Origin of the sequence: Hymenobacter sediminicola (assembly GCF_014250515.1) — a bacterium.
GTDB classification, from domain to species: domain Bacteria; phylum Bacteroidota; class Bacteroidia; order Cytophagales; family Hymenobacteraceae; genus Hymenobacter; species Hymenobacter sediminicola.
Genome location: NZ_CP060202.1, coordinates 1,565,728 through 1,588,702 on the forward strand (window position 1 = coordinate 1,565,728; position 22,975 = coordinate 1,588,702).

General features: G+C 59.1%; 23 protein-coding genes. 8 read left to right on the forward strand and 15 right to left on the reverse strand.

The genetic code is table 11. The features are described from left to right. Window positions 1–32: 32 nt before the first annotated feature. The 4 genes from H4317_RS06660 to H4317_RS06675 form a co-directional block, all read right to left on the reverse strand. Window positions 33–1,079: a sensor histidine kinase gene (locus H4317_RS06660; protein ID WP_185889348.1), complete on the reverse strand. Its 1,047-nt coding sequence runs from the start codon at window positions 1,077–1,079 to the stop codon at window positions 33–35. A gap of 11 nt (window positions 1,080–1,090) precedes the next feature. Continuing rightward, window positions 1,091–2,035, reverse strand: coding sequence for an alpha/beta fold hydrolase (locus tag H4317_RS06665; RefSeq protein WP_185889349.1), 945 nt, complete (start codon window positions 2,033–2,035; stop codon window positions 1,091–1,093). A 134-nt stretch (window positions 2,036–2,169) separates the two neighbouring features. Continuing rightward, window positions 2,170–3,039, reverse strand: coding sequence for a hypothetical protein (locus H4317_RS06670; RefSeq protein ID WP_185889350.1), 870 nt, complete (start codon window positions 3,037–3,039; stop codon window positions 2,170–2,172). A 12-nt stretch (window positions 3,040–3,051) separates the two neighbouring features. Beyond that, window positions 3,052–3,522: an ABA4-like family protein gene (locus tag H4317_RS06675; protein WP_185889351.1), complete on the reverse strand. Its 471-nt coding sequence runs from the start codon at window positions 3,520–3,522 to the stop codon at window positions 3,052–3,054. Between the two features lie 185 nt (window positions 3,523–3,707). Here H4317_RS06675 and H4317_RS06680 point away from each other — a divergent pair, with 185 nt between their 5' ends. Next, a complete protein-coding gene (locus H4317_RS06680; protein ID WP_185889352.1) occupies window positions 3,708–4,427 on the forward strand; it encodes a hypothetical protein in 720 nt (239 codons plus the stop codon). A gap of 119 nt (window positions 4,428–4,546) precedes the next feature. On the opposite strand, the gene H4317_RS06685 is transcribed toward H4317_RS06680, so the two are convergent. The 3 genes from H4317_RS06685 to H4317_RS06695 form a co-directional block, all read right to left on the reverse strand. After that, on the reverse strand, window positions 4,547–4,915 hold the full coding sequence (locus H4317_RS06685) for a hypothetical protein (protein WP_185889353.1): 369 nt from the start codon (window positions 4,913–4,915) through the stop codon (window positions 4,547–4,549). 75 nt (window positions 4,916–4,990) lie between these two features. Beyond that, complete coding sequence (locus tag H4317_RS06690) at window positions 4,991–7,165, reverse strand: dipeptidyl-peptidase 3 family protein (protein WP_185889354.1); 2,175 nt, start codon at window positions 7,163–7,165, stop codon at window positions 4,991–4,993. Between the two features lie 153 nt (window positions 7,166–7,318). Continuing rightward, window positions 7,319–8,461 carry an AMP-binding protein gene (locus H4317_RS06695; protein ID WP_185889355.1) on the reverse strand — a complete coding sequence of 381 codons (1,143 nt, stop codon included), beginning with the start codon at window positions 8,459–8,461 and terminating at the stop codon, window positions 7,319–7,321. Between the two features lie 152 nt (window positions 8,462–8,613). Between H4317_RS06695 and H4317_RS06700 the strand changes: the two genes are divergently transcribed. Then, entirely contained in the window at window positions 8,614–8,832 is a 219-nt protein-coding gene (locus H4317_RS06700; protein WP_185889356.1) for a hypothetical protein, read from the forward strand. Between the two features lie 80 nt (window positions 8,833–8,912). Here the strand turns inward: H4317_RS06700 and H4317_RS06705 are convergent, their stop codons facing one another. The 6 genes from H4317_RS06705 to H4317_RS06730 form a co-directional block, all read right to left on the reverse strand. After that, window positions 8,913–9,422 carry a hypothetical protein gene (locus tag H4317_RS06705; protein WP_185889357.1) on the reverse strand — a complete coding sequence of 170 codons (510 nt, stop codon included), beginning with the start codon at window positions 9,420–9,422 and terminating at the stop codon, window positions 8,913–8,915. A gap of 46 nt (window positions 9,423–9,468) precedes the next feature. Beyond that, window positions 9,469–9,831: a DUF6370 family protein gene (locus tag H4317_RS06710; RefSeq protein WP_221899185.1), complete on the reverse strand. Its 363-nt coding sequence runs from the start codon at window positions 9,829–9,831 to the stop codon at window positions 9,469–9,471. A gap of 118 nt (window positions 9,832–9,949) precedes the next feature. Further along, window positions 9,950–10,774, reverse strand: a complete 825-nt coding sequence (gene menB, locus H4317_RS06715) for a 1,4-dihydroxy-2-naphthoyl-CoA synthase (RefSeq protein ID WP_073284434.1) — start codon at window positions 10,772–10,774, stop codon at window positions 9,950–9,952. Window positions 10,775–10,916: 142 nt separating this feature from the next. Further along, window positions 10,917–12,860, reverse strand: a complete 1,944-nt coding sequence (gene menD / locus H4317_RS06720; RefSeq protein ID WP_185889358.1) for a 2-succinyl-5-enolpyruvyl-6-hydroxy-3-cyclohexene-1-carboxylic-acid synthase — start codon at window positions 12,858–12,860, stop codon at window positions 10,917–10,919. Between the two features lie 86 nt (window positions 12,861–12,946). Continuing rightward, window positions 12,947–14,188: a chorismate-binding protein gene (locus H4317_RS06725; RefSeq protein WP_185889359.1), complete on the reverse strand. Its 1,242-nt coding sequence runs from the start codon at window positions 14,186–14,188 to the stop codon at window positions 12,947–12,949. Beyond that, the gene (locus H4317_RS06730) at window positions 14,185–14,634 is read right to left on the reverse strand and encodes a hotdog fold thioesterase (protein ID WP_185889360.1); all 450 of its coding nucleotides are present in this window, start codon (window positions 14,632–14,634) and stop codon (window positions 14,185–14,187) included. The genes H4317_RS06725 and H4317_RS06730 overlap by 4 nt, the downstream gene beginning before the upstream one ends. Window positions 14,635–14,716: 82 nt before the next feature. On the opposite strand from H4317_RS06730, the gene H4317_RS06735 reads away from it, so the two are divergent. From H4317_RS06735 to H4317_RS06760, 6 genes are all read left to right on the forward strand, one after another. Continuing rightward, window positions 14,717–15,343 (forward strand): histidine phosphatase family protein, encoded by a 627-nt coding sequence (locus H4317_RS06735; protein ID WP_185889361.1) that lies wholly within the window; start codon window positions 14,717–14,719, stop codon window positions 15,341–15,343. A 228-nt stretch (window positions 15,344–15,571) separates the two neighbouring features. Beyond that, window positions 15,572–17,356 carry a pyruvate dehydrogenase complex dihydrolipoamide acetyltransferase gene (locus tag H4317_RS06740; RefSeq protein WP_185889362.1) on the forward strand — a complete coding sequence of 595 codons (1,785 nt, stop codon included), beginning with the start codon at window positions 15,572–15,574 and terminating at the stop codon, window positions 17,354–17,356. 192 nt (window positions 17,357–17,548) lie between these two features. Further along, a complete protein-coding gene (locus H4317_RS06745; RefSeq protein WP_185889363.1) occupies window positions 17,549–18,424 on the forward strand; it encodes a bifunctional transcriptional activator/DNA repair enzyme AdaA in 876 nt (291 codons plus the stop codon). A gap of 197 nt (window positions 18,425–18,621) precedes the next feature. Then, window positions 18,622–19,158: an ATP-dependent protease subunit HslV gene (gene hslV, locus H4317_RS06750; protein ID WP_185889364.1), complete on the forward strand. Its 537-nt coding sequence runs from the start codon at window positions 18,622–18,624 to the stop codon at window positions 19,156–19,158. 14 nt (window positions 19,159–19,172) lie between these two features. Next, on the forward strand, window positions 19,173–19,685 hold the full coding sequence (locus H4317_RS06755) for an STM3941 family protein (RefSeq protein WP_185889365.1): 513 nt from the start codon (window positions 19,173–19,175) through the stop codon (window positions 19,683–19,685). Between the two features lie 149 nt (window positions 19,686–19,834). Next, on the forward strand, window positions 19,835–20,806 hold the full coding sequence (locus H4317_RS06760) for a deoxyhypusine synthase family protein (RefSeq protein ID WP_185889969.1): 972 nt from the start codon (window positions 19,835–19,837) through the stop codon (window positions 20,804–20,806). 251 nt (window positions 20,807–21,057) lie between these two features. Here H4317_RS06760 and H4317_RS06765 read toward each other — a convergent pair whose 3' ends face one another. Continuing rightward, window positions 21,058–21,288 carry a hypothetical protein gene (locus H4317_RS06765; protein ID WP_185889366.1) on the reverse strand — a complete coding sequence of 77 codons (231 nt, stop codon included), beginning with the start codon at window positions 21,286–21,288 and terminating at the stop codon, window positions 21,058–21,060. A 293-nt stretch (window positions 21,289–21,581) separates the two neighbouring features. Beyond that, entirely contained in the window at window positions 21,582–22,970 is a 1,389-nt protein-coding gene (locus tag H4317_RS06770; protein ID WP_185889367.1) for an OmpA family protein, read from the reverse strand. Window positions 22,971–22,975: the final 5 nt, after the last annotated feature.

Here is a 22,975-nt window from a genome sequence, read left to right on the forward strand (position 1 = left end):
CAATCTATCTATTCTGCCACGATGCATTGATGCTACCGAGCTGGCAGTAGCGGCAACAGCACCCGGAACCAGCCGTCAGTAGTCGTCACGCTGACGGGCTGCGCCGCCTGCAACAGCTCGTACCGGTGGCGTACGTTGCGTAGGCCCGTGCCGGTACCCGGCGCGAGGCCAGCCAGACGGGGCCTCAGCGTATTCTCAACTACTAAGTAGCAGTCGGCTTCAGCTTGCAGGCGCAGTTCTAAGGGATGCTCCCGCGAGGCTACATTGTGCTTCAGAGCATTTTCCACGAGCAACTGCACGCTGAGTGGGGCCACATGGTGGGTCAGCAGGTAGTCCGGAATAGTGCGGGTCACGTGCAGATTGTCGCGGAAACGGGCTTTGTGCAAGGCCAGATAGGTATCGACAAATTGCAGTTCCTCACTAAGCGGCACAGTGGGTTTGTCGCGGGCCAGCAGTACGTAGCGGTACACATCGGCAAGCTGCTCCACGAATTGCTGGGCTGGCTCGTTTTCGGGCTCAATCAGGGCCGACAGCGTGTTGAGCGAGTTGAAGAGAAAGTGCGGGTCAAGCTGGCTTTGGAGGGCTTCGAGCTGGCTCTGTACGCCGGCACTTTGCAACTGTTCGGCACGGCGCACGTTCCGGGCCCATTGCTGAAACAGGTGCCAGCTTTCATAGATAAGCTGAATCACGACTGTAGGCACCATGTTCAGGCCAAACTCGAACAGATATGTGCCTGCCGTGAGGTGCCCGCCCTGCGACCAGGCCGCCAACAGCCCGATGCCGAGCGTAACAAGGGCCGTGATGGAGGTGTTGATGAGGGCCAGCCACCAAAGGCGCCGGGTGGTTTGCTCTACACTCGGAAAACGCCGGAGCAACGCCCGCCACAACGCCCGGCCCGCCAGCCAGAACGTAGCCGTAACCGCCGTTGAAGTCACCCAGGCGACCAAAAAATCCGTCACGGAGCGCACGTGTATCAGGCCCCGAGGCAGCAGTGCCAGCAGCGCCAGTACCGGGATGCCGATGAGCAGAAACCACCGGTCGTTCATGAAAGTGGTGGGGCGTAAGGCGGGTAGCGGCATGCAGCAGGATGTTAGCGCGGGAGTTTCTGCACGAAGCTAACTACCGCCTGCCGGAACGCCGCTGGCTGCTCCAGAAACGAATTGTGCTTGCCGGGCAGCGTCACGGTCTGCTGTTTCGGAAACCGGAATGTAGTGGGCGTAGCACCCGTCGTACGGTCATCTTGGCCTACAATGTTCAGTACCGGCATCATTAGCGTGGCTGTGGCCGGAACAAAATCCTGGCCGTAGTCGGGAAGCTTACCGCTGAATACCTGCGTGGCAAAATCCTGATTGGCAGCCACCGCGCGACTAACACGGCCGGCGCGGGCAGCCATAGAATCGGCGGAAAACTGCAGCTTCCAAGCCAATCTTTGCTGCTGTAAAGCCCCCATCACCATCCCTACGCGCTGCATCATGGGCACGCTGGGGCTAGGCTGTGCGGCGGCCGGCAGCAGGGAATTGCCGTAGTGCAGCATGCTTTCCAGCGAAGCCGGCGGATTCAGCACGGCATTCACCAGTACCAGCGCCTGTACCCGTTGCGGGTACTGAGTGGCATAGGCCGTGGCAATAGTGCCGCCGAACGAATGCGCCATTACCACCCACTTTTCCAGCCCAAGGTGCTGCCGCAACTCTTCCAGATCCTGCACCATGCGCGCCATGGAGTAGTGCTGGCGGGAAGAGCTGGCCGAGCGGCCACTGCCGCGCTGGTCGAAGTAGATCAGGCGGAGCTGGTCTTCGAGGCGGTTGCCGCCCAGCTTCTCAAACGAGTAGCTGCCCGCGCCCGGTCCGCCGTGCACAAACACGCAGGGGGTGCCTTGGCCCGCTACCCGCACATATAGTTGCACCGAGTCGGAGGTGAGCAGGGTAGTGGGGCCGTTGGTAAGCTTGCCGGTTGCTTGCTGGGCGTGGCTGAGAGAAACGGTAAGCAGGAACAGACCCAGTAGGATTGTGCGGAAGGAATAGTGAAAGGCAGCCATTCGTAGGGGAGAATGAAGAAAGAGAGAATAGGAGAGGAGCCGGGTGAGGCACACCTACACGCACCGGGCGCACCGGTTACCTGCAGCCTCTGGTTGTAGGGGCAGTGCTTACTCAGCCGTAAGAAAATCAGGCGCTATAGCTGTAGCAGTGGCACGCCGCGCATAGCCTGCTGAAATAATACCACTACTAAGCCAGTGTAGGCAGCAGCGCCCAGCCAGGTCAGGAGCACGGCGCGGCGCGGCAGCCGGCTGCTTAGCCACCAGCCCAGCAGCGGCACCACCTGCAGACTGTGCAGGCCCAGAAAATGGGCAATGCGCAAGTCGCCGGCGCGGGTGCTCCAGCCGATGCCGGGCAGGCCGGCGCCACCATCCGGTGCGCCCACCGTGTGCTGGTTCAGATGAATCATCATACCGCCCAGAATACTGCCTGCCAGAAACAGCAGCAGACCCAGACGCACGCCCCAGACGTAGCCGGCCGGGCCGTGGGGCCGGTGCCGCCATACCAGATACACGGCCCAGACGGTCAGCAGCGTGTTCAGCATAATCATCACGCCCATCACCTGAAACAGGGTGGCATCGAAGGTACTGGCGATGTTGAAGTGTGACGTAGTGCCGCGGGCTGCCTGCACGAAAATGCACGCTTGCTCGGCCAGCATGCTCAGGGCCACTCCCCAACTCAGCACACGTACCGAGCGTTGCGCTTGCGCCGGCAGGTCGGCCAGCAACCAGCCTAGTGTCCAGACAAAGGCTATAATGGACAGGCAGAACTTGATGGGCTTAATCCAGACGAGGCTGCCGGTTACTACCCGTGTATCGAGCGGGAGCAGTACCAGCGCTACCGCCAGCAGCCCCACGTTCAGCCAGCCGGCCCAGCTAAGCACCGGATTCGCGCGGTGCAGTGTGCGCAGCCAGGCCGCGACGTTGGAAACTAGGGAAGTAGTGCTGCCAGCCGCTGCGGTGGCGGGGGAGGCAGTGGTTTTCAGGGAGAGGGAAGCAGCAGACATGGCGCAGAAAGGCTAAAGGACAGCAGCAGAAACCGAAGCGGCAGACACAGAGGCAGCGCGCGGATAGAAGCGCCGCACCAAGGCGTAGAGCAGTAGCCCTACCGGCCCAAACAGAAACGTAAGCAGCAAGCACGGCACCAGCAGTAGATGGGGCACGCCACGCCGCCGCGCATCCAGGCTTTCCCAGATGCCCATACCCAAATCGAAGCACAGATAATGTACCCAGCCGGCCAGCAAGGCCCACGGGCTGCGGAACAGCGCCGCTACCTGCTGCAGCGAACTGAACCCACCTTCTGACGCGTGCGGCCCCAGGTAGTGGCTCCCAATCAGAAGCGCGTAGGCCGCGGCCAGCACCAGTGGTAATGCCCCGCTCAGCACTAGCCGCCGCGTGAAGCTCCAGCGTGGGGCCAGTACCAGCAGCGCCCAGCCCAGCATGGCAACCGGGTTAGCCAGCGAAAATAAAAAGTCGGGAGTGAGCAGCATAGTAGTGAGTCTGGATGACAATTCTAAAGTACAAAGTGCCCGGCCTAAAGTCAGCGGCAAAAGCGGTGAACCGTCACCAGCGCTAGGGTGAACCGGAAGGCTGGATCAGTGAACCGGATGCCCGTTCGGCGGTTAGTAAAGCCAGCTTCAGTAACTCCGGCCCGATTCGGCCGTACCTTTGCCCCGTGGAAGAGTCAAGTTCGCCTATCCGATGGCCCGTAGTGGGCGCGCTCAGCCTGGTGTTGCTGGCCGGCTCCGCTGCTGCCCACCCCCTCACGGCTCCTTCCGCTCCCGATGATGACAGCGTAACTGTGCGCCAGCCGCACCGCCGCCCGGTGTTTCAGCTGGATATCCGCAACTCCATCATCAACCATCAACTGGTAACGGTACCGGGCCTGAAGCTGGGCATTGAATGGCGCGGCCGGCTCCGCACGGGGCTTGGGGTGTACCTGCTTAGCAACGGTATTCCCTCGCGGCAGCCTATCCCGTCGGAGCTGCCGGCTGCTACTACCTCGGAGCTGCGGCTGCGCTATGTGGCCGGCTATGGCGAGTATGTGGTACTAGGTAATCCGCGCTGGGAAATTGCCAGCCAGCTCCAAATTGGGGTGGGCAAAACCTACGCCCGCTATGCGCTGCCTGATGGCAGCCTCGTTCGTTCACCCAAACGAATTATCTGGCTGGTTGAGCCTTCCCTAACGGCCCAAATGCGGGTCTACCGTTGGCTGGCCCTGGGCACCGGCGTGGGCTGGCGCCAGCCGGTATTTATCAACCGATTTACCCAGCGCGAACTGAACGGGCCCGTGTTTTACGGCCGCGTCAAGCTTTCCCTCGGCGACGTGTATAAGGTAATGCGAGGCCGGCAGCGCCTGTTCACGCAGCAGGGGCTGCGCCGTGCTGACTGGTAACGCACCCTGTCGCCTACACTACCTACGTGTTTAGCGCTACCAACTTCCAACTGCAAAAAGCCCCCATTCCGCTGACCGAAATGGGGGGTTTTGCTGGTGAAAATTTCCCGGAAGTGTGCTTAGGGCTTGCTTACGTTTACACCCTGTGAGGAACGCAGGCGGCGCAGCATGAAGAACTGCTCCTTGTTGCGCAAGTTGCCCTGCGCCACATCACCGTACACCTGCACTACGTCCCAGCCCAGGGAGCCCATATAGTTGAGGGCGCTGATGTGGGTGGCAAATACCTGCAACTTGCCCGCTTCCAGCTTGGAGAGGGAGCCGCCGCCCAGCTTCTCGGGGCCAAAACCGAAGTCCACGAATACGTCACCGCTTTTCAGATGTAGCTCGCAGTATTCGTAACGGGCAACAGTTGGGGCGTTTTGGGCGTGCAGGGCAGGTGCCGTCAGAAGCAGAGTCAGCAGCAACAAGCAAGCAGAAAGGTGTTTCATGTAGAAGGTGGTTGTGAGGAGAGCGAAAAGTGTGCGTCATCCTGAGCGCGCTCAGGATGACGCACGGCATATCAGCTAGTTGTAGTTTGGCAGCAGACGGTATTTGCGACCGTAATCCAGCATTTGCTTAGCAAAGTCGGTGGGGTATTCCACCTTCACGTCCACGATTTTGCCGTCCTGCTCCACCGGCACCAAGCGCGGCTGAATGAAGCCAGCATAGGGCGCTATGTTGAGCGTGGCGTAGCGAGCCAGCACTTCCTTGTGCAGCACAGGGTCTACTTTCACGCCGTAGGTTTCGATGAGGGCTTTGCCGGCGGCGTAGTCGCCTTCACTCGTGATGCGCTGCAACTCGCGCAGCAACTGCCCAAACAGGCCACGTAGCTTCTCATAGTCGTTCACGCGGAAGTAGGTTTTGCCGTCGCGCATCACCTTCTCCACCACTTTCTCCTGCTTGCCTTTCTCAAACACCCATTTGGCCACCATCTGGCGGTTGCGCATGTGGGCTTCCTCCACGGTTTCGCCCAGCTGCAGCCGCACAAGCTGGGTCATCAGGCCGTTGCGGATGTAGTTGTCGTACTCGGCTTTGGCTACATCAGCCGAAGGCACCACGCCCAATTGCTGAAGTTTGGCATCGGGTAGGTAGTAAAGGGCCACGAGGTCAGCGCGGGCTTCTTCCAGCGCCGAAGCGTAGCTTTTCAGGGTTTCCTTGGGTGTGCCTACGCCTTTGTTGATCTGGCCCGAAGCATGCCCGATTACTTCGTGCATATCCGTGTGGAGCTTGCCGGCCAGGCCCGCATACTGCCGGGCGCGCTGCTTCTCAGCTTCGTCGTAAGCAAACTCGTCGAGCATGCCACCAGCATCGGCCGCGCCGTAAGCATCCACAATGTTGCCCAGGTTTACCGACTTCGAGCCGTGCTCTTTGCGAATCCAGGTGGCGTTGGGCAGGTTGATGCCGATGGGCGTGCTGGGCGCGGCATCACCGGCTTCTACTACCGTCGTAATCACCTTAGCCGTGATGCCCACCACGTTTTTCTTTTTGTGCTCAGACTTGATCGGCGAATTGTCCTCGAACCACTGGGCCTCGTCGCCGATGGCACTGATGCGCTTCGTCGCCTCCAGATCCTTGAACGACACCACCGACTCGTAGGAGGCCCGGTAGCCGAGCGGGTCGCCGTACACTTCGATGAAGCCGTTCACCACATCCGTTAGCGACTTGGTATCGTGCACCCAGGCTATGTTGTACTCGTCCCACTTCTTCAGGTCGCCGGACTGGTAGTATTCCACCAGCTTCTGCAGCGCCAGCTTCTGTTCAGGATTTTCGGCTACGTCGGTAGCTTTTTTGAGCCAGAACACTATCTGCTTCAGGGAGCGGCTGTACATGCCTTCTACGCGCCACACCCGCTCCTGCACCACGCCCTGCTTGTCCTTCACCAGCTTCGAGTTGAGGCCGTAGGAAATGGGCTGCGGGTCTTTCTGGTTGATTTTCTTCTTGTAGTACGCCTCAGCTTCGGCCTGGCTCACGCCTTCGTAGAAGTTCATGGCCGACGTCTTTAGCAGGTCCTTACCGGCCTCTTGGTTTACGCGCTTGGCCGCCACGTTCGGGTCGAACAGGATAGGCGTCATCGAGGCCACAAACTGGTTTACCGACTCGCCTTTTTCCAGCGGCAGCAGCTTGGAGTCGGTGGCAAAAATCAACTCCTTGAAGTAGGCCGGCGTGCATTCCGGCACAAACTTGCGGGTGCTGTAGTGGTGATGAATGCCGTTGCTAAACCACACTCGCTTGGTGTAGGTGGCAAAGCCGTTGGCGTGGGCAATCTGCTGCTGGTTAGTGCTGGCCGTGCGGCGCTCTTCGTTAGCGGCCCACACCGCTTCCAGCGTACGTAGCACGCGCAGGTTGTGCTTGTAATTCTGGTCGTAGATGATGTCGCGTCCGCTCAGTGCCGCCTCGTAGAGGTAATAGAGCAGCTCTTTCTGCTGCGCGCTCAGGGCCTCGAATCCGGGCACCTGGTAGCGCAGAATGCGCAAATCAGCAAACTGCTCGCTCACCACCTCAAACGGCGGCGTGGTGGGGGTAGACGCTGCTGGTGCCGGCTCTGCCGCTACGGCCGTAGCCAGCTGACTTGCAGCCTCCGTAGTGGCCGTGCTGACGGCAGTGGTGGGGGTAGTAGTGGTGCTGGAAGTGCTGGCACAGCCGCCGCCAAGCTGAGAAGCCAGCAGCAGCGCCGCCACAGAAATACGGGTACGCTTCATGGAAAACAGGCAGAAAAGGAACAGCCGCAAAGCAACGGAATATTTCCCGATGTATAGGTGGAAATTGTACTATAGGTGGGCTTGTGGCTTTTGTGGAGTAATACAAATGAGTACACACTCCAATAACCAGCCTTCCACCTGACCTGCTGCCTGCTACCGGCCGCCGGTGCTGGGGGCGGCTGTGAGGCTACGCACCGTGTTCAGCCTGTCAAGCTTTCCGGAAGCCGTGGTACGAAACTGGGGCACGTACACAAAGTCACGGGGCACTTCGTATTTGCTGAGCCGCTGGCTGAGCAGGGTGCGCAGGTGTTCCTGCTGGGCGTGGGTCAGCTTGGTGCCTTCTAAAAACGCCGTCACCTGCTCGCCAAGGCGGACATCGGGGCGGCCGGCCACAAAGGCCCGGCGGCCCTGGCCTAGTTCGGTGAGGGCCACTTCCAGCACCTGTTCCACTTTCTCGGCTTGCACCTTCACGCCGCCGCTGTTTATCACGAAGTCGGCGCGGCCCAGCCACTCAAACGTGTGCGCATCGAGCAATTGTATCCGGTCGTTGGTGGTGATAAGCTGGTTGTCGGTCACGTCGGCGCGCACTGTCAGGCAGCCGCGGGCGTCCTGTGCTACCTCTATGCCGGGCAGCACGTGGTAGGTAGTTTGCACATCGGGGCCATTGAGGCGGCGCAGGGCAATGTGCGAGGCAGTTTCGGTCATGCCGTAGGTGAGGTACACCGGCACCTTCAGCTTCTGAATTTCCTTCTCTAGGCTTTTCTCCACAGCCGCGCCACCCACCAGAATGCCTTTCATGCGGTTGAGGCGCGGCGCGTGGCCAGCCTCCAGCACTGCGCGCAGCTGCAGCGGTACAAAAGAGGCAAAATCGAACTCTGCGCCCTGCGGCAATAACGCCAGCGGATCGGCGTGCGGCTCCACAATAGTCAAGTGCATGTTCCGCTCGAAACCGCGCACCAGCATCATAATGCCGCCTACATACTCGCAGTTCAGGCACACCAGCATCCGGTCGCCGGGGCCCAAGTCGAAGTAGTCGCCGGTGCGGCGGGCCGACGCTGTCAGCTGCTGCCGCTTCATCGTAAGCGACTGGGGCTGGCCTGTGGAGCCGGAAGTGCGCAGCCCAAACTCCAGAGTGCCATTGAGCCACTGCCGGCAAAAGTCGAGGACGCGGGCCTCATAGCCGTTGAGGTCTTTGGGAGCCTGCGCGGGATACTTCTGGATATCGGCGTAGCGGAATTCGCGGCCATTAAGCAGCAGGGAGTCGGGCAGGGTAGGAGTATGGAGAGCAGCAGCCATGGAAAGGAGCGAAAAGCGGAGGCGTAAAGATTTTCAGAAACAACCACATCCGCATACGAAGCTCCCACCCAAATGGCAGGAAAATCAGCTATGGCTTGACATTGAGAGGATTAAAGCCGTAACTTAACCTTGTCCACCAAGCCTCAACCGCCATGACTACTCCCGTCGCCAGCCCTTTTGCCTTGGTCCGCACCTTCGTCTTTCGGCGCTACCTCACGCTGCGCCGCCATATTGCCACGCCCGCCGTTGATCTGGCTGCCAAAGCGGCCCGCCGCGCCCGCAAGCTGCGGAAGAAAGAAGCCAAGGATGAAAGGTTGCGCAACTTCTTCGGCTGGTGTGCCGGCTGCGAGGCCTATGGCTCCATATTCTAACGAACCTGCTAGCAACAGAAAGCGCCATTCCTGAATAGGAGTGGCGCTTTCTGTTGCTAGCAGGTTCGGTGAACAAGCCCTTACGCCGTTGCTGCAATGACTGTCATCCCCGTTACGATGCTCATGTAGTAGTTCGCACAGTGTACGGTTGTCAGCAGCAGCAATGCGTGGTTGTCAAAGGCATCAAACTCAGCGGTAGCCGAAAGACTATAGTCGTGGTTGATGTTGCTCCACTTGAAGTCGGGCTGAATGGTCAACATTTCTTGGCCGTCCTTATCCTGGAGGATATACGTGTTTTTAAACAGGCTTTTCTGTTTAAAAATGAAAGCTTTTCGGTGAATTCTTGACTTGATAAGAATATTGCCGCCCCAGTTCATTCTGAAGTTCAGGACGACAGTATCATGAGCTTTTACCTCGATTGTGGTTCCCCAAGCACCACGAGGCGCAATTTGAAAAGTGGAACCGTCTGCGAGTGTGATGACGGCTTTAAACGAAAACCACTCGGTATACTGCAAGGTCCCCAATACCAGCTCATCGGCCACCAGCTGGAAGTCCCGTTTTCCGCTAGCTGTTACCTTATATGCTGCCATAGTATTCATACATCAGGGTGCCAAAACAGTACAAGATGGCCTCGCTTTATCGGGTGCGTTCCGGCTTTGGCAGGAGTTGAAAATATGTGGCTCGAAATCGGTTGTTCACCACTTCGCCCTGCACCTCCGCCTTGCGGATGGCATTGCAGAACCCATCAGTGGCATGGGCGTCGCCGTGCGAGTCGATAGTAGTCCCGTCCACGAAGTAGGCCTTGCCATCCAGCCGTACCGCCAGGTCGCAGCCCTTACCGGGCAGTCCGAGGCGGCACTGCCCACAGCCCGCCTCCGCCAGCAGCACTGGTTTGGCCGAATCGGGTGCAGGCGCGCTAGCAACTGGTTGGGTAGATTGAGCCTGTACGGTAGCCGCCGTAGGCAAGCTAAGCAGAAGCAGCATCCACAAAGATTTCATAGCCAGAGGAGTTGAGCGTTGGTCAAGCGAAGATAGGTACGCGTGGATAAGCTAGGTAAAAAAACTGCCCGCCCGCAAGCGGGCAGGCAGCAATCCGGCAACTGCTAACTGCAGTGGCTCATGGGAACTTGGGGTACTTCGAGAAGTCGGGCTTGCGCTTCTCGATGAAGGCGTTTTTGCCTTCTTTGGCTTCCTCCGAAAGGTAGTAGAGCAAGGTGGCGTTGCCAGCCAGTTCCTGAATACCGGCCTGGCCGTCCAACTCCGCGTTGAAGCTGGATTTTAGCATGCGCAGGGCCAAGGGGCTTTTCTCCAGAATCTTGTGGCACCAGGCCACCGTGGTTTCCTCCAGCTTGTCGAGGGGCACTACCTTGTTCACTAGACCCATGTCGAGGGCTTCCTGGGCGTCGTACTGGTCGCAGAGGAACCAGATTTCGCGGGCCTTCTTCTGGCCTACCACGCGGGCCAAGTAGGAGGCGCCAAAGCCACCGTCAAACGAGCCCACGTTCGGGCCAGTCTGGCCGAAACGGGCGTTATCGGCGGCAATACTCAAGTCGCAGACCACGTGCAGCACGTGCCCGCCACCAATGGCCCAGCCAGCCACCATGGCTACCACCGGCTTCGGGATGGAGCGAATCATTTTCTGCAGATCCAGCACGTTCAGGCGCGGCACGGTGTCCTCGCCGATGTAGCCGCCGTGGCCACGCACGCTCTGGTCGCCGCCCGAGCAGAAGGCTTTGCCGCCTTCGCCAGTGAGAATGATGACGCCGATATCCGTGCGGTTGCGGCAGATATCCATGGCTTCAATCATCTCCTGCACCGTGAGCGGGGTGAAGGCATTGTGCACCTGCGGGCGGTTGATACTGATTTTGGCGATACCGCCAGCCTGCGTGAAGAGAATTTCGCGGAACTCCTTGATAGGGGTCCAGGTAAGTTGTTCGGCCATAAGGAAAGAGGAAAAGAGAAACAAAAATACCTGTCATCCTGAGCCTGCGAAGGACCTGATTATGTCACTGCGAGTCGTTGTGACGATACTCGTGGGAAGTGCATAAGGTCCTTCGCAGGCTCAGGATGACAACGGCATGGTATTACGCAAAAGATGACTTTACCGCGGCGCGGTACTGTTCGAAAAACTCGGCGTTGGTCTTGCTGTCGGTGGTGATTTCGAGCAGACTGGCGCCGGATTCGGGTGCAAAGAAAACGGGTAGCACCGATTCCAGCTCCGCGAAGCTCTGAGCTGTGAGGTAGCGCAGGTTGAAATCCCGCGCCGTATTGGCGGCCGTAAGTGGCTGGCGCGTCTCGAAAAACTCCTCCAGCTCCGGTTGCTGGCGCGGTCCGTCAATGAGACGGAAAATGCCACCGGCGTGGTTGTTGAGCAGAATCACGCGCAGGTTGGGCGTGGCGTAGTTGTGCCAGAAGGCATTCCGGTCATAAAAGAAAGCCACGTCGCCGGTCAGCAGGACCACCGGCCGGCCGGGTTGAGCTAGTGCCGCCCCTACAGCCGTACTCGTGCACCCATCAATGCCACTGGTGCCGCGGTTAGCAAATACCTCCACGAAGCGGCCGGCCGGCACCCCCAGAATATTGGCGTAGCGCACAGCCATGCTGTTGGCCAGGTGCAGCGCCGTACGGTCAGGAAGCTGCTGCAGGGCGTGGTAAATGGCCGTAAATTCGTTGAAGGGCTGTTTTGGCGCCCGCATAAAGTCCTGCAGAAACCCGGTAGCCCAGTTCTCGGCCGCCAGCCAGGGCTTGAGATAAGCCGCTTTGGCCAAAGCCTCAGTGTCGCTGAGCTGCCCGCCGCTGCCGGGCCACACCAGCCGCGGCGTTCCGGCCGGAGCAGCGGGTCGGGCTACGCGCGTGGCGTCCTGCGCGGCCGTGTGGTTGGGTGTGGTCGTGTAAGAAGCTGAACCGGTAGAAGTGGTGGTCCCGCTAGGAATCGAACCTGGATCTGAGGACTTTGAGCCTATTATACTCTCCGTTGTGCCAGGCATCTCCGTTAGCGCGGCGAAAAAGTCTGCTGGCTCCATGCGCACCACTTTCGTGAGCGACTGAAACGTGTCGGCTACGGGGCCGGCTGATTGAATGTGCCAATGCTGAGCCGGCCGGGCGTTGCGCAGATACAGCTTGAGGGCTTTGGAGATGAGCGACTGGCCGAAGGTGATGAGCAGCTCCGGTTTCAGGGCTTCCTTCAGGCCCGGCTCCGGCACCGCCATAAACACGTCCTGGCGGCCCAGCGGGCGCAGACGCTGGTCGTAGTCGGGCGCGGCAGGCAGGTGCAGATTCGCAATCAGGTCGCCCACTACCGGCACCTGGAAGGCGGCGGCAAAGCGGTGCAAAGCCAGCAGCAGCTCCGTATCGGCCGGGTGCTGGCCGGCTACCAGCAGCACGCGGCTGGTACTCCGGATAGCGTCGCGCAGCTCGGCCAGCGCGGTGGCTGGCAGCTGCGGCCGCCCGGGCAGCTCGCGCGTCACCTTCACCGCTTCAAACCGCAGCTCCTCGCCGGGTTTAGGGTAGAACGGCTCCCTCAGCGGCACGTTAATCTGCACCGGTCCGGCCGGAAACTGCTCAGCCAGCCCAATGGCCTCCGACACAATGCGCGCGGCATGCCACTGCGCATCTGCATGAGACGTGTCGGCCGGAAACTGGAACGAGCCTTTGGCGTGGGCTCCGTACAAATCAGCCTGCCGGATGGTCTGGCCATCAAGCTGATCTACCCACTCCGGGGGCCGGTCGGCAGTGAAAACTATCAGCGGAATCTGCTGGAAGTAGGCTTCGGCCACGGCCGGCGCGTAGTTCAGCCCAGCCGTGCCGGAAGTGCACACTAGCGCTACTGCCCGCCGTTGTGCCTGCGCCAGCCCCAGCCCGATGAAGGCCGCGGCCCGCTCATCTGGCACCGTGCGCACCTGTATGCTTGGGTGGCGCGCAAACGCAATGGTGAGCGGCGCGCACCGGGAGCCGGGCGAAAGCACCACGTCCGTGATACCCAGCTGGGCGCAGATTTCGGGGATGTTGTGGATGGCTTGCAGCGACATAGGAACAGATAACCGGCGGAAGAGAAAAAAGTAACTGCCTTATCAACCCCGATGGCAGCACTTGACCACGTTGAAAACAACCTTAACTACTCATGCAGAATAGCCCCGGCCGTGCGCAACTTCAACTCCGTTTCCTGCCACTCGCGGGCAGGGTCGGAGTCTATAGTGAGGCCGGTGCCGGCGTAGAGAATGGCCTCGGTAGGACGTAGCTGGAAGCACCGCAAATTCACGAAAAGGTGAGCCGCGCCGGGTTGCGGCAGGTTTACAGGGCCCAGAAAGCCGCTGTAATACGCTCGGTCGTAGCCTTCGTGCTTCTCGATAAAGTCCAGGGCTGCCTGCCGGGGCATGCCGCCCACGGCAGACGTCGGATGCAGGAGCCGCAGCATATCGGTGCCGAGCGTGGGAAACGGTACCTTGCGCAGGTCCACCATAAAATCGGTGCGTAGATGCAGCACCTCGCCGGCCGCCACCGTGCGCGGCCCGGTTTCCTGGTAGTCGCGCAGGCGCAACTGCTTGAAGCAGCTCACCACGTAGCGTGCCACTAGGGCCTGCTCCTCAATTTCCTTCTGCCGCCAGATGGCTTCACTGGGTTTGTGGCCCGGTTGCAGCGGCTGCGTGCCGGCCAGCGCCATCGTGCAGAATTTGCCATCCTGCGTTACCTGGGCCAGTATTTCGGGGGTAGCGCCGAGCCACGTACCGGCGCCGGGTGCACTCACCAGAGAGCAGAAGGCGGTAGGATAGCGGCGGGTCAGCTCCAGGAAGGCGTTCAGGGCATCGAAGTGAGGCGGCAGCGGCTGGCTGGCGGCCCGGCTGCTTACCACTTTCAGCACTTCACCGTTTTCTATGGCCTCCACGCTGCGCCGCACCAGCGCAGCATATTCTTCCTGCGGTGCCATGTGCGGTACCGGCTGCGGACTGATATGCCAGGGAAGGGACGGATTATACTGCTGAGCAGAAAAAGAGTTTGGATTGAGCCACTCCAGCAGCGCGGGCGCCAAGGTGTCGGCTCCTTCCGCGTCCTCGTTCACCTCCAGCAGTTCTAGGTGTTCTGTATTGAACACCACATCGGCCGGTAGGAAAAGGGCGGGGTTATGGTCGGTGTCGCGGAAGGGGAAGAAGGCGAAACCGGCCGGCGCGGTAGGCTCCAGGGCCGGCGTCAATCCAATGAGAGCAGCCTCCGCCGAAAAGCTCAAACACAGTTGCACTGCCTCAGCATTCGGCAGGCGCCACAGGGCTACGGGCAACCCGTGCTGCAGCGCAAACGCCACCAGTTGCCGTAGCCGCTCCGGTGCAGAGCTCGTGCCGGGCCAGGTCAGGCGGCTTCTCATGCCTGAGGCTGGGCCGCAGGTGGCAAATCGATGACGGCCATGGTGATCCGGCTTACACAGACCAGCACGCCCGTTTCCTCGTGCGTAATCCGGATTTCCCAGACCTGCGTGCTGCGCCCCACATGTAGCGCCGTAGCGCGGCCCACCACATAGCCCGAATGCACGCCTTTGAGGTGGTTGGCATTGATTTCCAGCCCCACGCAAGCCTTCTTCCGTATATCCACCTGCAGTTGAGCTCCGATGCTGCCCAGGGTTTCGGCCAGGGCCACCGAGGCGCCACCGTGCAGCAGGCCCATGGGCTGGTGGGTGCGGTGGTCAACAGGCATGCGGCCGGTCAGCGTCCGCTCACCTACTTCCGTCAGCTCTATACCCAGGTGCTCGCCCAGCGTATTGCGGCACCAGGCATTGAGCTGGGCCAGATCAGGAGAAAGGCGTTCGGTGTCCATTGGCAGAGAAAAAGATGTCGAATCAGGGATTTGGGGGGTGAGAAACTACTTTTGCCCCCAAACCAGCAAAGCTAGCGGGAAAGTGAGCGTCAAAAAAATATACCTTATCCGGCACGGCCAAACCGATTTCAACGTGCGCGGCATCGTGCAGGGCAGCGGCGTTGATTCGAGCCTGAACGAAGCAGGTCGCCGGCAGGCGGCGCGTTTTCACGCGGCCTATGCGCACCTGCCATTCGACAAAGTTTACACCTCGGCGCTACGCCGTACCCACGAGTCGGTGCAAGGGTTTCTGGATATGGGCCTGCCGCACGAGCAGCATACAGCCCTGAACGAAATCAGCTGGGGCGTGCGTGAAGGAACGCGCATCACACCTGAAGAAGACGCCGAATACCAAGGCGTGCTAGACCAGTGGGGCGCCGGCCAGACCCACGCCCGCCTTACTGGTGGCGAGAGTCCCGACGAAGTAGCTGCCCGCCAGCGCCCGTTCATTGAGTTGCTGAAAGCGCGGCCCGAAGAAGAAACGGTGCTGGTGTGTATGCACGGCCGCGCCATGCGGGTGCTGCTCTGCCAGCTGCTCAACTACCCGCTGCACCACATGGACTCATTTGAGCACCGCAACTTATGCCTGTATCGGCTGCATTATTCAGGTGGCATGTTCACGGTGAGTAGTTTTCTGGATGTGGCGCACCTGCAGGAAACAACCGCGTGACAGGGAAGCTGGCGGCATAGTGAAAGAGCTTGCCGACCCCCATGCAGGCGCCTCAAACAGGCCCGAAGCAAGCGGGCCCTGCGGGTGGGCTGACCAGTGAAAAAGCAGTTTAAACCCGTGCAGGCGAAAATTCGCTTAGTCGAAGGTCTTTCCGGAACACAGAGTTTCGTTTGCACCCCCGGATTTTCGGGCTAATTTTGACCCCACTCAATTCAACCGCAGACGCAGATGGCCGAAATCATAAAAATGCCCAAAATGAGCGACACGATGACCGAGGGGGTCATTGCTTCGTGGCTCAAAAAAGTAGGCGACAAAGTGAAATCCGGGGACATTCTGGCCGAAGTCGAAACGGACAAGGCTACGATGGAACTCGAAAACTACGAGGACGGCACCTTGCTTCATATCGGTCCGAAAGAAGGTGATGCCGTGCCTGTAGACGGTGTGCTGGCCATTGTAGGCCAGGAAGGCGAAGATATTTCTGCTTTGCTCAGCGGCAATGGGGCGGCTCCCGCGGCAGCTGCCCCAGCACCTGAAGCCCCGGCTCCTGAAGCTCCAAAAGCCGAAGAGCCTAAAGCGGAAGCCCCGGCTCCAGCTCCTGCTGCCCCAGCCGCTGCTCCTGCAGCCGCTCCAGTGGCGCCTGCAGCTAGCAATGGCAAAAAAGCCACCGTTATCCGGATGCCCAAAATGAGCGACACGATGACGGAAGGTACTATTGCTTCCTGGCTCAAGAAGGTAGGCGACAAAGTGAAATCAGGGGACATTCTGGCCGAAGTCGAAACCGACAAAGCCACGATGGAACTCGAAAACTACGAGGATGGTACGTTGCTCTACATTGGCCCCAAGGATGGAGAGTCGGTAGTAGTAGACGGTATCTTGGCTATTATCGGTGAAGAAGGAGCCGACGTGCAGGCCCTATTGGGTGGTCAGTCAGGCGGCAGTGCTGCACCGGCTGCTGCCGAGGCCCCCGCGCCAGAAGCAGCTCCAGCTGAGGCTGCTCCAGCTCCAACTGCTGCAGCACCTGTTCCGGCGCCAGCGGCGGCCGCTCCTGCGGCATCGGCTACGGTGGTTGCGCCGGCTCCTGCTGGCACCCGCATCCTCGCCTCACCGCTGGCCAAAAGCATTGCCAAAGACAAGGGCATCGACCTGAGCAACGTAAAAGGCTCCGGTGAAAACGGCCGTATTGTATCCCGCGACCTGGAAACGGCCCAGCCTGCTGCAGCTCCTGCTGCTCAGCCGGCCGCTGCTCCCGCTGCGGCCCCGGCTCCTGCTGAAGCACCCAAAGCCGAAGCTACACCTGCCCCGGCTGCTACTCCGGCCCCAGCTGCCGCCGAGGGCACCTACACCGACACTCCTGTGTCGCAGATGCGCAAGGTTATTGCCCGCCGGCTGTCGGAAAGCCTCTTCACGGCTCCTCATTTCTATCTGACGATGGAAATTCTGATGGACCGCTCGATGGAAGTGCGTACCCAGCTCAATGCTCTGTCGCCGGTGAAGCTCAGCTTCAACGACTTGGTTATCAAAGCGGCAGCTGTGGCTCTGAAGCAGCATCCTGCTGTAAACTCGTCGTGGCTCGGCGACAAAATCCGCCAGAACAAGGTGGTGAATATCGGGGTAGCCGTGGCCGTGGACGAAGGGCTGCTGGTGCCTGTAGTGCGCAACGCCGACGGCAAAGGCCTCTCCACTATTGCTACTGAGGTGAAGGAACTGGCCGGCAAAGCCAAGAGCAAGAAGCTGCAACCCGCCGAGTGGGAGGGAAGCACCTTCACCATTTCCAACTTGGGTATGTTTGGCATTGAGGAATTCACGGCCATCATCAACCCACCGGATGCCTGCATCCTGGCTGTGGGCGGCATCAAGCAGACGGCCGTCGTGAAAGACGGACAGTTGGCCATCGGCAACGTTATGAAAGTAACCCTCTCCTGTGACCACCGCGTAGTGGATGGTGCTACTGGCGCCGCCTTCCTGCAGACGCTGAAAAGCTTGCTGGAAGACCCCATGCGCATGCTCATCTGATAAGTTGAGTGGGATAGTATCAAAAAAGCCGACCTGCAAGGGCCGGCTTTTTTGCTGTTTGCTAGCCACACGTTCTGGGCCTCGCATAGCGGAACAAGACGCTGGTACCTGTGCTTCGGGAAAGTCCGCAAGAATCGGGTTGAGGCCAGGAGGCTGGTGCGGTAGTTTTGTGTAGCATCAAGCACGTTTCTTATGTCACAATCCCAAGCTGAACTGGACTATGCCCGCGTGGAGCAGGCCATTGAATACATTGCAGCGCACTTCATGGAACAGCCTGCACTTGAGGATATTGCGTCCCATGTGCACCTGAGCCCGTTTCATTTCAACCGCCTGTTCACGCGCTGGGCAGGAACCAGCCCACAACGGTTTCTGCGGTTTCTTACCAAAGAATATGCCCGGCAGATATTGGCTGACTCAGGCAGTGTGCTGGACGCCGCCTACCAGGCGGGCTTGTCGGGGGCCGGGCGGCTGCACGACTTGTTTGTGACCTACGAAGCCATGACGCCAGCGGAGTATCGGGGGCAGGCTGCCGGACTGGTTATTCGCTACGGATTTCACCCAACTCGCTTCGGCGAATGTTTACTCAGCCTGACCGACCGGGGTATTTGCGGCCTCACATTCCAGCCGGCAGCTGACTGGGAAGCGGCCCTGAATCAGTTGCGTGCTGCCTGGCCGGGCGCTACCCTACAATCAGATTCTGCCGAAACAGGTAGCGTTGCGGCCCAGCTTTTTGCAGCAGAACAAGTCCGCAATAAGCCACTGCCGCTGCTGCTGAAGGGCACCAACTTTCAGATTAAAGTGTGGGAAGCATTGCTCCGGATACCGGCTGGTGCGCTGGTTTCTTACCGCGACGTAGCAGCGGCTATTGGGCAGCCCGGCGCAAGCCAGGCGGTAGGCGGAGCGGTAGGGGCCAACCACATCGGCTACCTGATTCCCTGCCACCGGGTGATTCAGCAGCACGGCGGCCCTGGCGGCTACCGCTGGGGAAGCGCCCGCAAACAGGCACTACTGGGGTGGGAAGCTACGCGTACAGAGCACATGCAGTCAGTAGACACATGCAGTCAGTAGAGTAGAGCTGCTCCTTAGTCTACCCTCGACGGTCAGTGCCATTCGCCATACACAGCACGAGGAAATAGCCGCAACTGAGCTGCGGCGTAGATGGAAGATGATGGTCGGTTTACTTCGCTAAATTGCAGCCCCGTTTCTGAGCAGAGGCCAGATGGTTTCATTAGACACGGCCGCTAACGGCAAACCCTCTTCCTTATATGAAAATACGTTCCACAACCGTGCTCGGCGTGCGCCACAACGGCGAAATTGCCCTCGGTGCCGACGGGCAGGCTACCATGGACAAGCACGTGGCCAAGAGCAATGTGCGCAAGGTGCGCAAGCTGCAGGATGGCAAAGTAGTGACTGGTTTTGCTGGCTCCACTGCCGACGCCTTCATGCTGCTCGATAAGTTTGAAGAAAAGCTTAACGGCTACGGTGGCCAGTTGCGTCGCGCGGCCATTGAGCTGGCCAAGGAGTGGCGCAAAGACCAGTACCTGCGCAAGCTGGAAGCCATGATGGTGGTCTGCGACAAGGACGAGTTGCTCATCATTGCCGGCACCGGCGACGTGCTGGAACCTGATTCCGACGTAGCTGCTATCGGCTCGGGCGCCATGTATGCCCAGGCCGCCGCGCTGGCCCTGAAAAAGCATGCGCCCCACCTCACGGCCCGCCAGATGGTAGAAGATGCCCTGCACATTGCCGCCGACATCTGCATCTACACCAACCACAATCTGATGATCGAACAGCCCAGCTAGGCTGGTTCTGCGTCATGGCTGAAGACCTGATTTACTACAACTCCCGCAAGCGTTATGCGCTGTTAGCTTTGGCTGGACTAGCGTTTGTCGCCATGGGGGTGTTCATGATTGTGACAGAAGGCAAATGGGGGCTGGGATTGGTAACCATTGCCTTTTTTGGGGCCTGCGCTGCCGTTGGAGCTTGGCAGTTTTTTGATACCCGCCCTCGGCTGCAAATCTCCGACGAAGGCATCCTGGACCGAACTTTAGGTGTGGGACTGATTCCTTGGGCCGACATTACGGGAGCCTATGTACAGTCTATCAACCAGGAATTCTTTATCTGCTTGCAAGTGCGCGATGAGCAAGCATACAGTAGCCGCCTCTCCCCATTGAAGCGCCGGCTGGCCAGTGCCAATAAGGCCTTGGGCTTCACTATGCTTTCCGTAAACCTGAGTGGCGTTGACCTTAACCCGGAGCAGCTTTTGGAGTATATCATAAAGCAAAGTGCTATGGCCCAACGTCCATCTGCTTCTGCTCTCACCTCCTGACCAAGTACTGCGGCGAAGCTTGCTTTTGTGAGCAACCCAGCCGCAATGGCACCTTATTCAGAATCTTCGATATACGAGTAACGTATTGAACGATTCCGAGGCCTTTTTTGATAGAACACGACACCCATTTACTTCTGAACCACGATTCGATGAACGTAACGAACTTCCTCAAGCACCACTACCGCCACTTCAACGCCGCCGCCCTGATTGATGCCGCCGAAGGCTACAATAAGCACTTGGCGGAAGGTGGCAAGATGATGATTACCCTCGCTGGTGCCATGAGCACCGCCGAAATGGGCATCCAGCTGGCCGAGCTAATCCGTCAGGACAAGGTGCAAATCATCAGCTGCACGGGTGCCAACCTGGAAGAGGACATCTTCAACCTGGTAGCCCACGACTTCTACGAGCGGGTGCCCAACTACCGCGACCTGACGCCCGCCGACGAGCAGGCCCTGCTGGAGCGCCACATGAACCGCGTGACGGACACCTGCATTCCGGAGGAAGAGGCTATGCGCCGCCTGGAGCACTCGGTCTTGAAGTTCTGGGAAAAGGCCGACAAGGCTGGTGAGCAGTACTTCCCTCATGAGTTCTTCTACCAGATCCTGAAATCGGGTGAGCTGGAGCAGTACTACCAGATTGACCCCAAGGACAGCTGGATGCTGGCTGCCGCCGAGAAAAATCTGCCCATCATCTGCCCCGGTTGGGAAGACTCCACGCTGGGCAACATCTTCGCTGGCCACGTCATTTCGGGCGACATCAAGAACGTGCACACCGTGCGCACCGGCATCGAGTATATGATTTACCTGGCCGAGTGGTACACCAAGCAGGCCACGGAAGAAAGCAAAGTAGGCTTCTTCCAGATTGGCGGCGGCATTGCCGGCGACTTCCCGATTTGCGTGGTACCGATGCTGCACCAGGACCTGGGCCGCACCAGTGTGCCGCTGTGGGGTTACTTCTGCCAGATTTCGGATTCCACCACGTCGTATGGCTCCTACTCCGGTGCCGTGCCGAACGAGAAAATCACCTGGGGCAAGCTGGGTCAGGACACGCCCAAGTTCATCATCGAGTCGGATGCTACGATTGTAGCGCCGCTGGTATTTGCTATGGTGCTGGGGCAATAAATGTCATAAGCCATAAAAAAAGCCCGCCGCTGGATTCAGCGGCGGGCTTTTTTATGGCCTACGGTAAGCCTGAATTTTACAGAAGCTCACCAGTCCACAAGTGGCTCTGGTATGCAGGCAAAAGCCTATGAATTTCTTCAAGCAGTTGCCTGCCACCTACAGTAACTGTCCCTTCATGAGAAAAGTAGAGCACGTAGTCGAAGGTAGCATTGGTGTACAAATGCTCAAGGCCATTGTAACCTAAAAAGCAGTCATTTAGATGCCGAGTGCTTACAGAGCCCCCCCTCCACAATTTCAAATACTTTATCGGTGTAAATCCTGTTAATGACACGACTTACTTCTCCTATCATGTTATTGAAAGTTTCAAAATAGTAGATTTCAGTATCGGGTATGCTGTAGTCTCCTGTCATGGGAATCCATCCAAAAGGAATATCGCAGCCCCAACGCGCATTTAACTCTAAAAGAACAAGGTCTTCATCCATCTTCTGTGTAGTGTGTAATAGACGTGCCGACAGACACTGTATATTTCTTCTTTTCAGGCAGAGTAAACTCTCCCAGGCGCCCGGCGGTGCCAAATGACGCCTACGCCTGAGCCGCTCTACCACGTATTACTCGCGCCAATGAAATGCCCTTACGGTTTAGGATGCTAGGGACAAAGCCATTACAATTTAATCGTTACTCGGTAATAGCCGGACGATTGAGCCATTGCACAAGGGTATTAAAAAGCCCGCCGCTGAACTTCAGCGGCGGGCTTTTTCGGGGTAATAAGCTAGGTCTACTTCTTGGTTACGCGCACGTCAACGCGCCGATTTTGGGCGCGTCCTTCGGGTGTGTCGTTAGAGGCAATGGGGTGTTCTTGGCCGTAGCCTTCGGCCGTCACGCGGCTGGCATCAATGCCGTTGTCCATGGCCGCTTTGCGGGCGGCGTTGGCCCGGTCGGCGCTTAGCGTCAGGTTCATGTCGGCGGCACCTTTATTGTCGGTGTAGCCGCCTAGTTTCACGGCCGCATTCGGGAAAGCCTTCAAGATGGCAGCCATGTTCTTCAGCTGCGCCTGCGACTCCGCCGTCAGCGTCGATTTACCCGTGTTGAAATACACCCTGTCGAGGCTCATCCAGCCCTGCGTCTTGTCGTCGCTGACCGTTTGGTTGGCGTCGTTCAGGAAGTTGAAAAGGCGCGACTCAAACGAATTGCTACCTACATTCAGGACTGTGCCATCGGGCAGCGTGATGTCGGTATTAGCACCCGTATCGTAGATGTAGTTGCCACTGGCCTCGTCGTAGCGGCCGGTGGCAGCCGCCGCTGCTGGCGCCGCAGCCACAGACGTGGTGGTGTCCGTCATGGTGGTTTCGGTGGTTGTTGAGGTAGCAGTTTCCGGCTCCTTGTTGCAGCCACGCATGAAGTAAAAGAGAGCCGCCAATACAGCAAGCAGCAGCAGCAGCCACGGCCACCGGCTAGGGGTAGAGGCTACCGTCTCTACGTCGCGGGCAGTGTTGCGGACCGCGTCGCCGGTGCGGTTAGCAGCCGCCGAAACGGTATTGCCAACATTGTGGGCCGTAGCACTGGCCGCGTTGCCCATGCCCGTAGCCGCGGCTCCCAGGCCCAGGCCGGAAAGCACAGTACCTAGGCCGCCTGGCAGGCTGCTCAGAGCCCCCATGATGCTGCCCTTCTGGCTATTGAGGTAGCTGCCGAATCCGTTGGCATCGAGGTGGTTTTCCGCCGTATGCTTGCCTAACAGGCCCAGTACTACCGGCACTGCCATGTTCATCAGGCTGCTGGTGGTAGAGGTGCGCACTCCGGCCTGCTGGCTCACGCCTTCTACAGCGGTAGCGTAATGCGAACCAAATACGGAGCGCAGCATTTCGGCTCCTTTGTTCAGCAACCCACCATCGGAGGCTGGTGCCGAGCTATTTACGCTCATGCCGCCCAGCAGACTGCTCAGGTTGCCCAGAATACCGCTGCTGTGCGCCTGGTTGGCTAGTCCGAACAACTCTGATGAGCCACCGGGCTGCTGCGAGCGAGCAAACAGCCCGCCCAGCACCAATGGGATAATACTACGCAGTGCTGTGCCGATACCGCTTTCATTTTCGCCCAGCGCGGTGCTGGTTTGGCGGACGGTGTCGCCGCCAAAGTAGTTTTGCGCAAGCTCTAATAGGTTCTGGCTCATGGGCT